The following is a 16,549-nucleotide window of genomic DNA, read 5'->3' as shown; positions in this document are numbered from 1 at the left end:
CGGCTGTTACCAGTGAATGGCAAAATTCAACAAATACTCAACCCGCGCGCCCAATTCCTCTTTAAAAAGAGAGGCGTCCACAATCAAGTATCCGTCCGATTGATCTTCCAAGATTTCGGCCAGGAAACCGAACCAATAGACAACAAGACCGCTGCCGTAAAGACGGGTGTATTCCGAGAACTGGTTTTTTTCATAATGCTTATGTTCCACAATACCGCCAAAAAGCGCTTTGCTTTCAACCCAGTGAATCTAGTGGTCTGAAATACAAATCGGCTGTTTGAGGACAAAATCCGGCGTTTTTCCGGGACCGTTGGCACGAATTTCATTTTCGGACAGAAATTCGCTGTTTTTCAGTTTCAGCCAAAGAGAAATAATTTCTTCGCCGGCTTTGCCTTTGATTTCCTGCATTTTATGCGCGCGCGGGGAAAAATAGTAATCGGCGTTAAGCGCTTCTGAGAGTTCTTTTCGGATCCGGGCATTTTGAGCTTCTTTCGGGTTCTTATAAAGCGCCGCAACTTCCTTTTTGTTGTAGCCGATTTTTCTTAAAATGACCGTGGCAATGAGCGTCGGCGGATATTTGTGCTTTTTGGCCAGCTCCAAAAAGGAAACGCCGGAAACCCAATCATGCACGATTTCCGATTCTTTTTTCGCCAACAAATGATATGATTTCTTAACTGTTTGAACCACTTTTTGGTTTAAAATCGTCGATAAAACACCAATCGGAATGCCGTATTTATTGGAGAGGGCGATGACGTCGTCATGGCTTTTAAGTGTGTCATAGCATGTTTTGTAAAGAGCCGAATCCATAATGCCGTCGTCCGTTTCAAATATCACGGCATTGAAAACAAATGCGTGATAGAATGTCTAAAAATAATAAAGCCGTCAAATGATAAAGTTTTGAAAATGTTATTTCTTTCGGATTGTGAAATAGTTGATATTATTTAATTTTATTTGACCAAAATCCGGAAATCAAAAATGGTTATTTATATTAATTTTGAGATTATCATTATATTTCTGAAAGTATTCATTTGGATTTTATTCGTTTTGTCCGGTTTTATGATTTATTTCATTATTTAGTTTTATACCAGGAGCAGTCAGATGCGGACCGTTTTATCAAAGCCCGGCCGGTTTTATGAAATCGATGTCTTGCGCGGTTTTGCCGTCATTTTAATGGTTATCTATCATTTTCTTTATGATTTGGATTATTTCGGTGTTTATTCTCTGCCGTCCTGGTTTTGGCCGCAGCAATTTTACGGATTTCCGATTACGGATTTGTTTGTTTTAATCGCCGGCGTGTCGCTCGTTTTTTCCGCAGCCGCCGTCCCGGATGACAAGGTTCTGGCCAAAAAACTAACCCGCCGCGGACTGAAAATATTTGCGCTCGGTCTTTTGATTACGTTGGCGACGTGGATCTATCCGCATGACGGTTTTATTGTCTTCGGAATTTTGCATTTAATCGGCATTTCCACAATTCTGGCCATCCCGTTTTTAGCCGGACACACCAAATCGGGATCAACATCCTCAAAAAACGCATGGGCTCCGCTGGTTTTCGGGTTGATTCTTTTGCTTCTCGGACCGGTCGTCCGGCGGATTTCCGGCCCGCCTTACTTGATACCGCTCGGCATCTGTCCGCCCGGATTTTCATTCTTGGATTATGAACCGCTCATTCCTTGGTTTGGCGTCATTCTCATCGGAATTGCCCTTGGATTTTGGTTGTATCCAAACGGCGTTCGAAAGTTTTCGGTTCCCGAAAGGATGCCACGACTTTTAAGTCCGTTTTCCATACTCGGCCAACATTCTTTAGTCATTTACTTAATCCACCAGCCGGTTATTCTCCTGCTGCTTTGGCTTTTCGGAATCATCCAATTGGGCTTTTGATGCCGGTTGACTTTAAAAGAGAAAAATGAAAACATTTTTGTCGTATATTCATAAGCCTTACGGTTTTGCCGAATTAAAAACGTTTAAAAGGTATCCGTGACTATTTGTTCAGAAATTGATATTGATATTTTCGAAATCGAAATGAATATCTGATTTAAGTTGAGTTTTTATGTTTAATTTTTAGTTTTAATTTAAGTTTTAATTTAAGTTTGCTCAAAATTTTACGGACGGAAAATATGTATTCAAAAGAGTTGGCAGAAATGGGCGTGGTGGTGTTTCGCCGGCAAAACGAATCCGGCGGCATCAAGCCTCATCTGTTGATCCGATTTAAATCCGTCTGCGGAAATGTGATGACTTTTGCGGTAGATACCACCCGTTCCGCGTCGCCTCACCTTCAACCGGACGCTTATCTGATTACGCATGCGCATTCCGATCATTACGGCAAATCGGCCATGCTGTCCGAACAGGCTTGGTGTTCAGCCGAAACGGCAAAAGCGCTTGAAATCCGGTACGAAAAAGAATATCGCGGAAATACGTTCGATCTTGGGAAAAGTTTTTCGATTGGCGGGGTTCTTGTTCAAACGTTTCCGGTCTTTCATACGGCCGGTGCCACGGCTTTTTACTGGGAGAATGAAATAGGGACCCGAATTTTAGTCACCGGCGACGTCAAAGATGCTTCCTGTCTTCCGCCTTGCGACGTTTTGATTACGGAAGCCAGTTATGGCGACCCGGAAGATTTCGGCTGCTACTTCTCGGACGATATAAAAGGTATTGAAGAAGCAATTTTGTCCAACATCGGCAAAAATTCGGTTGCTTTTGGCGCTTACGAATTCGGAAAAGCGCAAAAGGCGGTGTCGATTATCCGGGAACTCGGATACAACGGACCGATTTCGATGAACGAAAAATCACTCCGGCTCACGGAACAATTTTTAAAAGGGGCCGGCAAATTGGTTCTCCTGTCCGAAAGCTGTGAGATATCGAGGACGGAAGAAAAGATTTCGACTTTTGAAACGTCGGAAAACGGCATATTTATTGTCCCGCCGCATGTGCTTTCCGAAATGGAAATCCGGACGCAAAAGTATGTGTTGACCTGCCGGACGGACTACCCGTTTCAAAATATCCGCCTCAGCGACCATTTGGATGTAAACGGACTGACGCAAATGGTCAAAGCGCTCCATCCGAAAATCACGGTTGTCTACCATCCGAACAACAGTCCGCGCACGAAAAAGTTTGCGAAGCATCTGAAAAAAAACGGTTTTTCAGCCATGTCTCTTCAGGAGATCAAAAACATCGTCGGCAACGAAAAACAAAACAATGTCCCAACCAAAACCGCGGAAAACTCTCAATCATCTCAAAATCAATACGCTGAAATCATAGAAGAGATGGAAATAAAAAGCCAAGCCGTTTGAAAACATTTATAAGTCTTTCTTTTGTTGTATCTGCTCAATCATTGCAATTTTTCAGAATTAATTTCATATTTTTCGAATGACCCGATTTCGGCGATTAACTTACGGATTATAATTCATTCTCGGAGAACATAAAGAATGGCAAAAAGAGACGCGGTAAAAAAGGAAGAACAAGGTAAGCCCGAATATGTCGAGGCGGAGCAAGTCGCCGGCAAGCCGGACGCACCAAAAACAACTTCCGGAAAACCTGAAAAAACACCCGAAGAAAAGAAACGCATTTACATCGAAAATTTGATCAAAACAATGAGCGCAACCATTTTCGGAATTGTTTGCGGTGTGATTTGCTATGTTGCTTTCGGAACCGGGGAAGATGTGTTTTGGCTGTTGGTATTGGTTCCGCTCCTTGCCGTTACATATTATATTCAAAGACGGTTGGTGTTTCCGGTGGCAAAACTGGATGTCAGTTCCATTTCAAGCAAAGAATGGATCGGTATTCAGTTCCTCGTTTTGATTTTCTGTCTGGTGACTTGGACCATTCTTTTAAACGCCAGCTTTTTATGAGAAGCGCCGGCTTTGTGTCAGCAAAGCCGATCCTTTTTTAATTGACCTTAATTGAACCGGATAGATTTGAAATGAAATTTTTGATGCCGGCCTGCTTGAAACGGACGGACGAAAAACGGAAATAATTTGCTTTTGGGAAACGATTATGAGAATAGCAGTTTTAAATAAAGATAAATGTCAGCCGCGCCAATGCAGTCAGGAATGCTACAAATATTGTCCGCGCGTCCGGACCGGAGATGAAACGATTTTATTCGGCGACGACGGGAAAGCGGTTATTTCGGAAGAACTCTGTGCCGGCTGCGGCATTTGCGTCAAAAAATGCCAATTCGGCGCGATTATGATTATCGGCCTTCCGGAGTCTTTGGAGCATCCGACCCACCGGTATGGTCAAAACGGTTTTACGCTTTTCGGGCTCCCGGTACCGCAAAAAGGAAAAGTGACCGGTATTTTGGGTCCGAACGGAATCGGTAAATCGACATCGGTTCAAATTTTATCAGGAACGCTCATTCCGAATTTCGGTGAAAAGAAAACGGATTGGGACACGGTTTTGAAACATTACGCCGGAACAGCGCTTTACGATTACTTCAAATTGGCGGCATCGGGACAACTGCGGGTTTCTCAAAAACCGCAATACGTGGACTTAATTCCGAAAGCATTTAAAGGAAAAACCATTGATCTTTTGGAAAAAGCCAATACAGGCGGCGATTTGGACTATTTGGTCAAACGACTGGATATGGCCGACATTCTCAACCGCGACATCAAAGCGCTCAGCGGCGGCGAACTCCAAAAAGTGGCGATTGCGGCCTGCGCGGCAAAAGACGCCGATTTTTATTTCTTTGACGAAATCAGCCCGTATCTGGACATTTACCAACGGATTAACGCCGCTCGCCTGATTCAGGAAATGGCGAAAGAAAAAGGAAAATCTGTTTTGGTCGTCGAACACGATTTGGCGATTTTAGATATGCTGGCCGACACCGTTCATGTCGCGTACGGGCAAGCTGCCGGTTACGGTGTGATCACGCTTCCGAAAACCGTTCGCATCGGTATCAACCAATATATTAAAGGCTACCTGCCGGAAGAAAATATGCGTATCCGCGATGAAGCCATCCGGTTTGAAACGCATCCGCCGGTTGAAGGCCCGGATATTAAAACAATTTTGTCTTACGATTCCTTCTCCAAGTCCTTTGAAAACGTCTTTTCACTGGAAGCCAAAGGCGGCAGCATCAAAGAAGGCGAAGTTTTAGGAATTGTCGGTCCGAACGGAACCGGGAAATCCACTTTTGTGAAGATTTTGGCCGGCGAAATTGAGCCGGATGCCGGAGAAGTCGGCATTGACGTGAAAATATCATACAAACCGCAATACATCAAAGCAGATACGCCGATTCGGGTTCGGGACTTTTTGATGGACATTGCCGATAATTTCGGAACCAGTTTCTATGAAGTGGAAATTGCCCGTCCGCTTCAATTGGCAACGCTTTATGACAGCTTGCTCACCGATTTAAGCGGCGGCGAACTTCAGCGGGTTGCGATTGCCGCCTGTTTGAGCCGAAACGCTGATTTTTACATATTGGACGAGCCGAGCGCCCACTTAGACGTCGAACAGCGCGCGATTGTGACAAAAGTCATCACGCGGTTTGCGGAAAGCAACAGTAAAACGGCAATGGTGGTCGATCACGACATTTATATGATTGATATGATCAGCCAAAGATTGATTGTTTTTGAAGGTGAACCGTCGAAAAACGGTATTGCCAACGCCCCGACAACCATGAAAAAAGGCATGAACAAATTCCTGTCGAATTTGGACATCACGTTCAGGCGCGATGAGGAAACAAAACGCCCGCGTGTGAATAATTATGATTCTCGTCTTGACCGCGAACAAAAGGAGAAGGGAGAATATTATTATACGGGCGAATAACCCGTTCATTTTTTTGAAAAACAATACAAAATTATAATACATTTGAAAACTTTCATCAGATTATGCCAGACGTTCTCATTAAAAACATTCGTTTGCTTGCGGATGGCGCGTTGGCGCCCGCCGAAATCCTCATCGAAAACGGAAAAGTGATCGGAATTTCCAAAGAATTCCGAATTTCCGAATACGATGAAGTCATTGACGGAAAAAATGCCGTCGCCATTCCGGCCGGCATCGACGCCCACGTTCATTTCCGGGACCCGGGAATGACCTACAAAGAGAATTGGTACACCGGATCCTGTTCGGCAGCTGCCGGCGGAATCACAACCGTTTTGGAACATCCGAATACGCTTCCGCCGGTTGTGGATAAATCCGGATTTTATTTAAAATTGAAACAGGCCAAGAAAAGATCGGTCATTGATTTTGGAATCAATGGCGGCGTCACCAATAATCTGGAAAAATTAAGTGAACTCTGGGCGCTTGGCGTCAACTGTTTTGGTGAGATTTTCATGGCGGAATCAACCGGCGGCCTGAATATCAATAATCAAACGCTGGGCAGCGCGTTGTCAAAAATCGGACAAATGGAAGCCGTTGCCGCGATTCACGCCGAGGACGACGCCCTTCGCCTTCAAAATGAGGCGCTTCTTCTTCACGATAATTCCGACGATGTTCATTCCCGGATTCGTCCGAACGAATGCGAGGAAATCGCCGTCCGAAATTGCCTCCGGATCAACGAATCCGAAAAGGCGCCCGCAAACATTCATTTTTGTCACACAAGCACCCCGGAAGCGGTGGCTTTAATTGAAACGGCTCGAAAAAACCTTCAAGAAAAACAAAATCAAATGGCTGAAAAGAATAAAAACAAAGATCAAAAAGAAAAATCAAGCGATTATCAAATCTCCCGGCGAATCACTTGTGAAGTGACGCCGCACCACTTGTTTTTGTCCACCAAAGATTGCGGACGGTTAAAGACGTTCGGTAAAATGAACCCGCCGCTGCGCGATCCGAAAAGTGCGGAATATATGATGACGGCGCTTCGAACGGGACTTGTGAACGCCGTCGCGTCGGACCATGCGCCGCACCGGGTTTATGAAAAAGAAACAACGATTAAGGCAGCGCCTTCCGGTGTTCCCGGCGTTGAAACGTTAATGCCGTTGATGTTGGCGGCCGTTCGGAAAAATATGCTGACACTTGAGCGGATGGTTGAAGTCACCAGCCGGAATCCGGCCCGCATTTTTGATTTGGAGCGGCTCGGAAAAGGATTTTTAAAACAGGGATTTGACGCGGACATTGTTCTTTTTGACCCGAAAGATGTGCGCATCATCAAAGCCAAAAACTTGCATTCCCGATGCGAATGGACGCCTTACGAAGGCATGGAAGGCATTTTCCCGACGATGACGTTGTCACGTGGGGACGTGGTATGGGACGGCAGCCAAATCATTGCCAAAAAAGGATGCGGCCGGTTCTTGCCGGGAAAAGGATTAAAACCGGGCGCGGATGATTTTGACGGTGTGGACGACCGGGAACTTGTCGATGAGAATGATATTGAAAATGAAGAAGAGGAATGAAGAAGAAGAGGTTGATTTGATTCAAAATCATGCCGTCAGCATTTCAATATATTCACCTTTTTTTGACCAAATAATTGGTTCAATTTCATAACTCTCCAACGCTTCCAACGTTGGAGCCGGAATTTTTATATCCATGTCATTCAATATCGGATATAATTTTGACCCTGTTGGTCTTGTTTCTTTTGTATCTTCCCATTCAAAAAGAAGAGATTTGATGAGGTCTTTTGAAGGATTGTTAACCGCTTTAAGTATCCTCTCCGGATATTTTTTCGATTTAGGAATAGCAAAATCAAATCTATAACTGTATTTGCTTTTTCCCGTGAAATGAATGTTTGGGACATACCTGACATCCGATTGGTCAAGCCACATGACAATTTCTTCAATGAATAAATTAGTGATATTTTGAGTCGAAGTATAGAACAAATCGTTAACGGAAATCATCGCCTGAATTATATCATGTTTTTTCTGGGGAAAATTTTCATTTGTAGCGACAACAGTAATTTCACGTCCAATGTTTTGGACACCAAAGCCGTTTAAAGTGGCCTCCATTAATTTTTTTCTGTTTTTAGTCTCCAAAGATACACCCATACTTTTCAAATCATCGATGATGTATCCATCATCCGTTATTTTGTATTTATCTCCTTCCTTTTTTACATATATTTGCAAATAATCGTTGTGTGAATCTAAAAACGGAGTTGTCACTTCCACCCAATAATTATCTATTTCTTTAAAGGTTGTTTCTTCCTTCAACCAACTATAATATCCTAACATGAGTTTTTCTACTTCTTCTTTTACTGTTGCCATCCCATCAACCCTGTATTCATTTTCGGTTTTACTATTATATGGCAATAATTCATGAAATCATCAAATGTTCTTAAGATATTATCCGGATTTTTAAAATACTCCGAAGGCAACGGCTAAGCCCATTGATCTCTGTATTTTTCTTTAAATATGTGAACATGCGGGCAATTTAAAATTACTCCATCCGGATTTTTATGCGGCGGACCATTCAAATCAACACGGACAAGAGGAATAGAATTGCCCCACCGAGTTTGATATGTTATTTTCAAGGAATTAATGTTACCTCTATTAATGTCTAAAATAAACTTCTCTGATCCATCAAGAGACTCTAAATCAATTGAAAACCTTTTACCGTTCTGTGGGAATTCATTCTCTTTTGAATTAGATTTATCAGATGTTTTTTTGTTCATTTTCTATAACCGTTCAACATCTAAATCATTAATGGTTTCAACAACTTCATCCATAAATAAAAAAAACGGACAATCTATTTATAATTTTTTACATTTTGATTAATTATATTTATTCATCATCAAACTCATTTTCAGCATTCACATCAATGTATTCAATGGAATCCATTTGCGAACGGATCAGATCGTCATGCTTCTTTTCCAGGAAACTGTAAACGGTTCCGTGGTTGACGCCGTTAACCAGCATATCGATGGCTGTCCGGATGATGGTGGTTTGCTCAGGATACCCGATAACGCTGACAGTTTTTCCGTAGACAGAGAGTTTCACATTGATCAGCCGCTCCGCGATTTCACGGGTTTTTCCCTCCCGGCCGATAATTCTGCCTTTCAGGCGGGCAAGTTCTTTGGGCGTGCTGGCCGCTTCCGACAAATCAATGACGTCCAGCATCAGGAAATCATCGTTGAACAACTCAAGCGCTTTTTCCGGCGAAAACCCACGGGCGATGGCTTTGATGACTTCCATCGCGCGCATGGATAAGATGACGTCTTCTTCCGACTTGATTTCAATTCGTCCATCTTCGCCATCAATCTCCATAACTACTTTGGCAGCGTCTTCAATTTGTTTTTTTGTGCTGCCGCCGGGACCGATGATGACGGCGACTCTTTCTTTGGGAACTTTAATAAATTGTGTCATTTTAATCTTCCTGTAAATGATTTGGTGATTTGATAATTTGATAGATTTATTTTAAGATATGTCTTTTGAATCCGTTTCATCAATTTCTTCAAGCTCTTTTTCAAAGAGTTCATCCGTTTCATTTCTTTCTTTGACGCGGTCTGAAATTATTTTTTTATCTTCTTTAATACCGTATTTTTTAAAGAAACGAAGAATGTTTTCAATATCTCTTGCCATGAATTCACGAACGTTCGGATGGTCAAGTGTGACCGCTTGCCCGACATCGATGATGACGGCTTCCATCTTTTCGACATCGACAAGAATATTGTACTCGCTTAAATCGGAATGAACCAAATGCGCGCGAACATAGAGCCGCCGCATGCCTTCAATAATTTGGTCAAAGAGGTTTTGAGCGTCAGCGTCATCCAGCGGCGTATCTTTGAGAAGCGGAAAAGGAATCTTGTCTTTCCCCATAAATTCCATCACCAAAACATTTCGGTCATTGACGATCGGACGGGGCGCCCGAACGCCCGCTTTTCGGATTCGAAGAAGATTTTGGGCTTCTTTTTGCGTCCAGGCGAAAACGATATCTTTTCGGCTGTGGCGGATGTTTGAAAAACGCGGGTCTTTGAGGATGTACGGGTCCATTGCTTTGAATGTACCGGATGTCAGCCGGTAAATTTTGACGGCGACTTCGCCTTCGTTTCCGGTGGCGTAAAAAACGTTGGCTTCTTTTCCGGTACTGATTGATCCGCCCATTTCAGTAATATATCCTTTGTTGGCGAGCGTGTAGAGCAATTTCAGAGTCGGAACGTCAAAGACATTCTCTTCGGCTTTTAAAAAGGATGAATCTTTCTTAAAAGTCCGGTTTTTATCTCGCTTGTCTTCGATTTTTCGCATTTGTTTTTCGATTCTTTTTTCGCTCACTCAATCACCCGTTTCAATTCAACTCTTGCGATTGAAAAAAAGAAATGACGAAACGGTTAGAACATCACCGTTGGTCAGTTTCGAAGGTCATGGTTAAAATTAAAAAAATAAAGAATAAAGAACTAAAAGGTCTTGTTAAACCAATTTATGTTCGAAGGAAACCTTTTTTGTCCAGCCAGTCCACTTGCGGCCGGGTGTATTTCCAAATAATATCGGCTTTTTCGTCTTGGAAATCCCAAGGAACAGCAATAACGACATCACCTTCATGAATCCAGATTTTCTTTTTCATGGACCCCGGAATTCTTCCCATGCGAACGACACCGTCCATACATCTTAATTTAAGGTGGTTCGCTCCAAGGAGGCTTTCAACAATAGCCAATACTTCACGGTCTTCTTTTCTCGGAATTCGGACGCGAATGACTTGATCAGCTTCCGGCGCCGGTGCTCCTTTTTTTACAGTTCTGTTGGCGCTTGAGTTTGAGCCACGCCCTGAATTACTTGCTGTCATATTTTACCTATCTTTAATCTTTAAAAAATTATAATTTTATGATGTTAGCTCAACATTGTTTTTAATGATTTGCATACCCATGTTTTAAATTTTTTGTGCTAATAACAGTGTTCCTCTGTTTAAAGGTTGTGTATGTTTAAGCCTTTTTGGTTTTGCCTTTTCATATTTTAAAGGACTTATTCTTTTTAAATTTTTCATAAAACCACTGTGTAATGAACACACCATCGTGAATATAAATCACGAATGTAAATATTCAAGACCGGTGAAACGTTAATATTGAAAATTAAATTTCAAATTATAAAAAACGGCAATTCGTTTTTGTTTCTTCGTGTATTATTAAACATAAATGAATATTAAAAAATACAAAAACAAAACGCTCAAAACCTTTATATACAAAATATGTCTTGTTATGCTCCGCTCAACAGGCATTCAAAAAGGATGCTAAAAGAGTTCTATTGATAGTGATTTTATCAATTTTGTGAAATAGTGTTGCTGACTTTTTTGATTAAAAGTTTGATTTTTTAACAAATGCCGCTCTTCTGAGTTTTTGGTTTTTGTAAAAATGAATCAAAATCGTTATATACGATTTCAACATTACTGTCAATTCCGCACAAATTTCATAAAAATTTGTGTGATAAATTGAATTTATAAATCTTACAAACAAGTGAGGTCGGGAGTTTTTTCCTGACTGATATGTGACCTGATGTTTCGGTAAACTCTGACGGTGTTTTTTACAATCTTAACCAAGTTTAAGGTAAACCAAAAAACACTTTTAAAAGAGTGTATTGAAACATTAAAATCAAATGTGATGCAAGCGAATGCAATATTAGAGATTGGTAGTTTTTCCAAGTTTTTGAATTTTAGAACTAAGATTTAGAGATTTGTGTAAGCGCTTTATTCTTTGATTGTAATTCCTTGGCCATATAGATTTGAGTTTTAACTTTCCAAAATTAAAAAAAGATAAAAGTTGTGCAGGCAACAGTAAAATGTTGCGCATGTAATTCCGGTTGATTCTGCCGGAGGTTACTGCTATCGGTGTTTGCCTAAGCCATGCGAGTCAAATGTTCTTCGTGAACATGGCGTAATGCTCAGTAACACGTGGATAACCTGCCCTCAGATCCGGCATAACCTCGGGAAACTGAGGATAATTCCGGATAATTCTCTTCTGCTGGAATTGCTTAGAGAGTGAAAGAATTTCGTCTGAGGATGGGTCTGCGGCCTATCAGGTTGTAGCGGGTGTAAGGTACCCGCTAGCCGACAACGGGTACGGGTTGTGAGAGCAAGAGCCCGGAGATGGATTCTGAGACATGAATCCAGGCCCTACGGGGCGCAGCAGGCGCGAAAACTTTACAATGCAGGAAACTGTGATAAGGAGACACCGAGTGCTCGCATCAAATGCGGGCTGTCCGCTTACTTAAGTCGTAAGCGTTAGCAAGGGCCGGGCAAGACCGGTGCCAGCCGCCGCGGTAATACCGGTGGCCCGAGTGGTAGCCGCTTTTATTGGGTCTAAAGGGTCCGTAGCCGGACCGGGAAGTCCGTTGGGAAATCCGGATGCTCAACATCCGGGCTGTCAGCGGATACTTCCGGTCTTGGGATCGGGGGAGGTAAGGGGTACTACAGGGGTAGGAGTGAAATCTTGTAATCCTTGTGGGACCACCTGTGGCGAAGGCGCCTTACCAAAACGAGTCCGACGGTGAGGGACGAAAGCTGGGGGCACGAACCGGATTAGATACCCGGGTAGTCCCAGCCGTAAACGATGCTCGCTAGGTGTCAGGCATGGCGTGACTATGTCTGGTGCCGAAGGGAAGCCGTGAAGCGAGCCACCTGGGAAGTACGGCCGCAAGGCTGAAACTTAAAGAAATTGGCGGGGGAGCACAACAACGGGTGGAGCCTGCGGTTTAATTGGACTCAACGCCGGAAAACTCACCAGGGGAGACAGCAATATGTAGGTCAAGCTGAAGACTTTACCTGAATCGCTGAGAGGAGGTGCATGGTCGTCGCCAGTTCGTACTGTGAAGCATCCTGTTAAGTCAGGCAACGAGCGAGACCCGTGCCCACAGTTACCAGCAATATCTTCGGATAGTTGGGGACTCTGTGGGGACCGCCGGTGCTAAACCGGAGGAAGGTGCGGGCTACGGTAGATCAGTATGCCCCGAATCCCTTGGGCTACACGCGGGCTACAATGGACGGGACAATGGGTCACTACCCCGAAAGGGGATGTTAATCTCATAAACCCGTTCTAAGTTCGGATCGAGGGTTGAAACCCACCCTCGTGAAGCTGGAATCCGTAGTAATCGCGTTTCAACATAGCGCGGTGAATACGTCCCTGCTCCTTGCACACACCGCCCGTCAAACCACCCGAGTGAGGTATGGGTGAGGGTATGGACAAAGTGCCGTATTCGAACCTGAATTTTGCAAGGGGGGTTAAGTCGTAACAAGGTAGCCGTAGGGGAATCTGCGGCTGGATCACCTCCTAAGAAAAAATCACCGTCAGATGCCGAAAAAACATCAGGTCACAAATAAAATATAAAAACAAAAACAGCAGATAACAAAAAAGTCTGCCAAAAGCAGCGGGCGCAAACCCCCAAAACGGGAATAAACCCGTTTTCAACAACAGGGGCTTGTAGATCAGCTGGAAGATCGCTCCCTTTGCAAGGGAGAGGCCTGGGGTTCAAATCCCCACAAGTCCATCGGAAAACTGTTCTTAAAAACAGTTTGAGGTTCGATTCCTCAAAGGATATTTCAATGCACTCCGTGAATTTTCGCGGGGGAAGGACGGATTAAACCTGAACAGCCATTCGGGTTTGTGTGAAGTCATGTAGAGGATTGAGACAAAAAACAAATTCGACGACAGTGCGGAAATTTGGATATGCTGCCAAAACCGCATGAATTTGTTTAAACGTTTTCATAACCAACCAGAGAATATGAAAACAACTTTTGGTTATATCAGACGCTAACTGAAGAAACGGTTTGTGCTGGTATAACGCCAACAGGTGGATGGCTCGGCTCAAGGGCTGATGAAGGACGTGCCAAGCTGCGAAAAGCTCAGGGTAGGCGCAAGGAGCCGATGAACCTGAGATCTCCGAATGGGAATCTTGACGCGAAAGCGTCGATCAGTCATGATCAGGAACGCCCCGAATTGAAACATCTTAGTAGGGGCAGGAAGAGAAATCAAATGAGATGCCGTTAGTAAAGGCGATTGAACACGGCAGAGTTCAAACTGAATCCGCTTTAGGAATAAGGCGGAGATGTGGTTTATGGACGGCTATATTTTTCCGGCATTATCAAACCAAACTTGCCTGAAACGGCAGACCATAGAGTGTGATAGTCACGTCGGTGAACATAAAAGGAAAAAGGCCTGATCCGGAGTAGCGTGGGTCGGAAATCTCGCGCGAATAAGGGGAACACCAATCTCCAAAACTAAATACCTCTTGAGTCCGATAGCGAATTAGTAGGGTGACCGAACGCTGAAAAGTACCCCGAGAAGGGAGGTAAAAAGTGCCTGAAACCTGTTGGTTATGGAACGATACGGCGCGAAAGGATCTTTTTCGCGAAGGAAAAAGCCGCGAGGCTTGTGTACGAGCGAAACTGCCGGCGTCGTATCCTACGTTTTGAAGAACGGGCCAGGGAGTTTATCTTGGTGGCGAAGGCTAATTAATCGTTTAAGAAGCCAAAGCGAAAGCAACAAGTGCGCAACCGCAAGGTGAGGCACGGCGTATACAAGTGCGCGGAGTCACCGGGATAAGACCCGAAGCCGGGCGATCTAGGCGTGGACAGGTTGAAGCGTAGCGAAAGCCGCGTGGAGGACCGCAAGTGGTATTGATCTGCAAATCATTCACGTGATCCACGTCTCGGAGTGAAATGCTAATCTAGCCCGGCATCCGCTGGTTCCCTCCGAAACATGTCGCAGCATGACCTGGCTTGAGGTCGTTGGTGGAGTAGAGCACTGATTGGGGAATCCGGGGAAGAAATTCTTCGCTCCCCTGTCAAACTCCAAACCCACCCACACCAAAGACGGCCGGAGTCCGCACTGCTGGGGTAAGCTTGTAGTGCGTAAGGGAGACAACCCTGCCCATGGTTAAGGTCCCCAAGTGTCGGCTCAGTGTAAACACTAAAGGGCGTCCCAAGCCCAAAACAGCTGGAAGGTTAGCTTAGAAGCAGCTACCCTTTAAAGAGTTCGTAACAGATCACCAGTCGAGGTTTGGGGCCCCGAAAATTGACGGGGCTTAAGCCGACCACCGATACCATGGAGTACCGTATAAGGTAATCTTGTAGGAGGGCGTTGCGTTCGGGCAGAAGCAGGGCCGTGAGGTCCTGTGGACCGTGCGCAAACGAAAATCCTGGTAATAGTAGCAGCATAGTCAAGTGAAAATCTTGACCGCCGAAGGGGCCAGGTTTCCTCGGCAATGATCATCAGCCGAGGGTTAGTCGGTCCTAAGGTGCACCGTAACACGAGTGCATCGAATTGGGAAACAGGTTAATATTCCTGTACCGTTGACAAAAAATCCTGACGCTTAAGGGAAGACCGGGCGGCGCTGTCGCGCCGTTTAAGCATTGAAACGAATGGAGAGCCGTCATGGCGAGAAGTTCGAGAATGTGTGATGACGAAAGCCGGTTGCACCCATGAGCCCGTGAAAAGGGTGTCAAACGTCCGTACCAAGATCCGACACAGGTGCCCCTAGCTGAAAAGGCTAAGGCGTGACGGAGTAATTCAGTTTAGGGAATTCGGCAAATTAGCTCCGTAACTTCGGGAGAAGGAGTGCCTGCTGTGAAGACAGCAGGTCGCAGTGACCAGGGAGCTCCAACTGTCTAATATCAACATAGGAGATCGCAAATCCGTAAGGATGAGTACGATCTCTGAATCCTGCTCAGTGCAGGTACCTCAACCTCCGGTTCAACGGAACGAAGGGCCTGTAAACAGCGGGGGTAACTATGACCCTCTTAAGGTAGCGTAGTACCTTGTCGCTTAATTGGCGACTTGCATGAATGGATCAATGAGAGCTCTACTGTCCCAAACTGGAATCCGGTGAAGCTTACTTTCATGTGCACAGTCATGAGACTTCCGGGGGGAAGTGAAGACCCCATGGAGCTTTACTGCAGCCTGTCGCTGAATTGTGATTTCGAATGTACAGTGTAGGTAGGAGGCGTCGAAGCGGGTGCGCCAGCATCCGTGGAGCCGAAAGTGGGACACTACCCTTTTGGAATTACGATTCTAACTCTCAACCGAGAGGACCCCGATAGGTGGGCAGTTTGCCTGGGGCGGGACGCCCTTGAAAAGATATCAAGGGTGCGCAATGGTTGACTCAAGTGGGTCGGAAACTCACTGAAGAGTGCAAGAGCATAAGTCAGCCTGACGTTATTCCGCACAACAAGGGATGACGAGACGAAAGTCGGTTCTAGCGAACTTTTGAGCCCGCTTGGTGCGGGCCAAAAACTACAGAAAAGTTACCCTGGGGATAATTGTGTCGTTGCCGGCAAGAGTACATATCGACCCGGCAGCTTGCTACTTCGATGTCGGTTCTTTCCATCCTGGCCGTGCAGCAGCGGCCAAGGGTGAGGTTGTTCGCCTATTAAAGGAGATCGTGAGCTGGGTTTAGACCGTCGTGAGACAGGTTGGTTACTATCTACCGGAAGTGCCCGATGTCTGAGGGTAAGTTGCTTTTAGTACGAGAGGAACAGAGCAACGGCGCCTCTGGTCTACCTGTTGTCTGACAAGGCAACGCAGGGCAGCTACGCGCAAATGAATAAGAGCTGAACGCATCTAAGCTCGAAATCAAACTCAAAAAGAGACATCAATAAGGACACTCATAAAAGATGAGGTCAATAGAAACGGGATGTAAGCATCAAGGCAACGAGGTGTTAAGTCCGCGTTCACTAATTGTCCGTTCCATCACAAACACGTTTCTTC

General features: G+C 44.7%; 10 protein-coding genes, 1 tRNA gene, 2 rRNA genes and 1 pseudogene. 8 read left to right on the top strand and 6 right to left on the bottom strand.

All coding sequences use genetic code 11. The annotated features are described in order from the left end of the window. Nucleotides 1-6 precede the first annotated feature (6 nt). Nucleotides 7-807, bottom strand: a pseudogene (locus tag MsAc7_RS07520) (C15orf41 family protein). A gap of 291 nt (nucleotides 808-1,098) precedes the next feature. Here MsAc7_RS07520 and MsAc7_RS07515 point away from each other — a divergent pair. From MsAc7_RS07515 to MsAc7_RS07495, 5 genes are all read left to right on the top strand, one after another. After that, entirely contained in the window at nucleotides 1,099-1,878 is a 780-nt protein-coding gene (locus MsAc7_RS07515; protein ID WP_338102297.1) for a heparan-alpha-glucosaminide N-acetyltransferase, read from the top strand. Nucleotides 1,879-2,114: 236 nt separating this feature from the next. Next, a complete protein-coding gene (locus MsAc7_RS07510) occupies nucleotides 2,115-3,287 on the top strand; it encodes an MBL fold metallo-hydrolase (RefSeq protein WP_338102296.1) in 1,173 nt (390 codons plus the stop codon). 135 nt (nucleotides 3,288-3,422) lie between these two features. Next, a complete protein-coding gene (locus MsAc7_RS07505; RefSeq protein WP_338102295.1) occupies nucleotides 3,423-3,845 on the top strand; it encodes an EMC6-like membrane protein in 423 nt (140 codons plus the stop codon). A 145-nt stretch (nucleotides 3,846-3,990) separates the two neighbouring features. Then, complete coding sequence (locus tag MsAc7_RS07500) at nucleotides 3,991-5,760, top strand: ribosome biogenesis/translation initiation ATPase RLI (RefSeq protein ID WP_338102294.1); 1,770 nt, start codon at nucleotides 3,991-3,993, stop codon at nucleotides 5,758-5,760. A 62-nt stretch (nucleotides 5,761-5,822) separates the two neighbouring features. Next, entirely contained in the window at nucleotides 5,823-7,325 is a 1,503-nt protein-coding gene (locus MsAc7_RS07495) for a dihydroorotase (RefSeq protein ID WP_338102293.1), read from the top strand. A gap of 27 nt (nucleotides 7,326-7,352) precedes the next feature. On the opposite strand, the gene MsAc7_RS07490 is transcribed toward MsAc7_RS07495, so the two are convergent. The 5 genes from MsAc7_RS07490 to eif1A form a co-directional block, all read right to left on the bottom strand. Then, nucleotides 7,353-8,129 (bottom strand): DUF1829 domain-containing protein, encoded by a 777-nt coding sequence (locus MsAc7_RS07490; protein ID WP_338102292.1) that lies wholly within the window; start codon nucleotides 8,127-8,129, stop codon nucleotides 7,353-7,355. 113 nt (nucleotides 8,130-8,242) lie between these two features. After that, the gene (locus MsAc7_RS07485) at nucleotides 8,243-8,536 is read right to left on the bottom strand and encodes a DUF6978 family protein (protein WP_338102291.1); all 294 of its coding nucleotides are present in this window, start codon (nucleotides 8,534-8,536) and stop codon (nucleotides 8,243-8,245) included. A gap of 109 nt (nucleotides 8,537-8,645) precedes the next feature. Further along, nucleotides 8,646-9,227, bottom strand: coding sequence for a KH domain-containing protein (locus tag MsAc7_RS07480; protein WP_338102290.1), 582 nt, complete (start codon nucleotides 9,225-9,227; stop codon nucleotides 8,646-8,648). A 51-nt stretch (nucleotides 9,228-9,278) separates the two neighbouring features. Next, nucleotides 9,279-10,133, bottom strand: coding sequence for a serine protein kinase RIO (locus tag MsAc7_RS07475; RefSeq protein ID WP_338102289.1), 855 nt, complete (start codon nucleotides 10,131-10,133; stop codon nucleotides 9,279-9,281). Between the two features lie 145 nt (nucleotides 10,134-10,278). After that, nucleotides 10,279-10,641, bottom strand: a complete 363-nt coding sequence (gene eif1A / locus MsAc7_RS07470; protein WP_338102288.1) for a translation initiation factor eIF-1A — start codon at nucleotides 10,639-10,641, stop codon at nucleotides 10,279-10,281. A 1,000-nt stretch (nucleotides 10,642-11,641) separates the two neighbouring features. Here eif1A and MsAc7_RS07465 point away from each other — a divergent pair. The 3 genes from MsAc7_RS07465 to MsAc7_RS07455 all read left to right on the top strand — a co-directional run bounded on the left by MsAc7_RS07465 (nucleotide 11,642) and on the right by MsAc7_RS07455 (nucleotide 16,538). Next, nucleotides 11,642-13,116 (top strand): 16S ribosomal RNA (locus tag MsAc7_RS07465). A gap of 142 nt (nucleotides 13,117-13,258) precedes the next feature. Then, nucleotides 13,259-13,331 (top strand) — tRNA-Ala (locus tag MsAc7_RS07460). Nucleotides 13,332-13,610: 279 nt separating this feature from the next. Continuing rightward, nucleotides 13,611-16,538 (top strand): 23S ribosomal RNA (locus tag MsAc7_RS07455). Together the 16S and 23S rRNA genes with 1 tRNA gene alongside form the textbook arrangement of a ribosomal RNA operon. The last annotated feature ends 11 nt before the right edge of the window (nucleotides 16,539-16,549 follow it).

The organism is Methanolapillus millepedarum, from assembly GCF_032594115.1.
Classification (GTDB): domain Archaea; phylum Halobacteriota; class Methanosarcinia; order Methanosarcinales; family Methanosarcinaceae; genus Methanolapillus; species Methanolapillus millepedarum.
The sequence above is the reverse complement of the archived record's forward strand: the minus strand, read 5'-3'. Positions and strand labels throughout refer to the sequence as shown.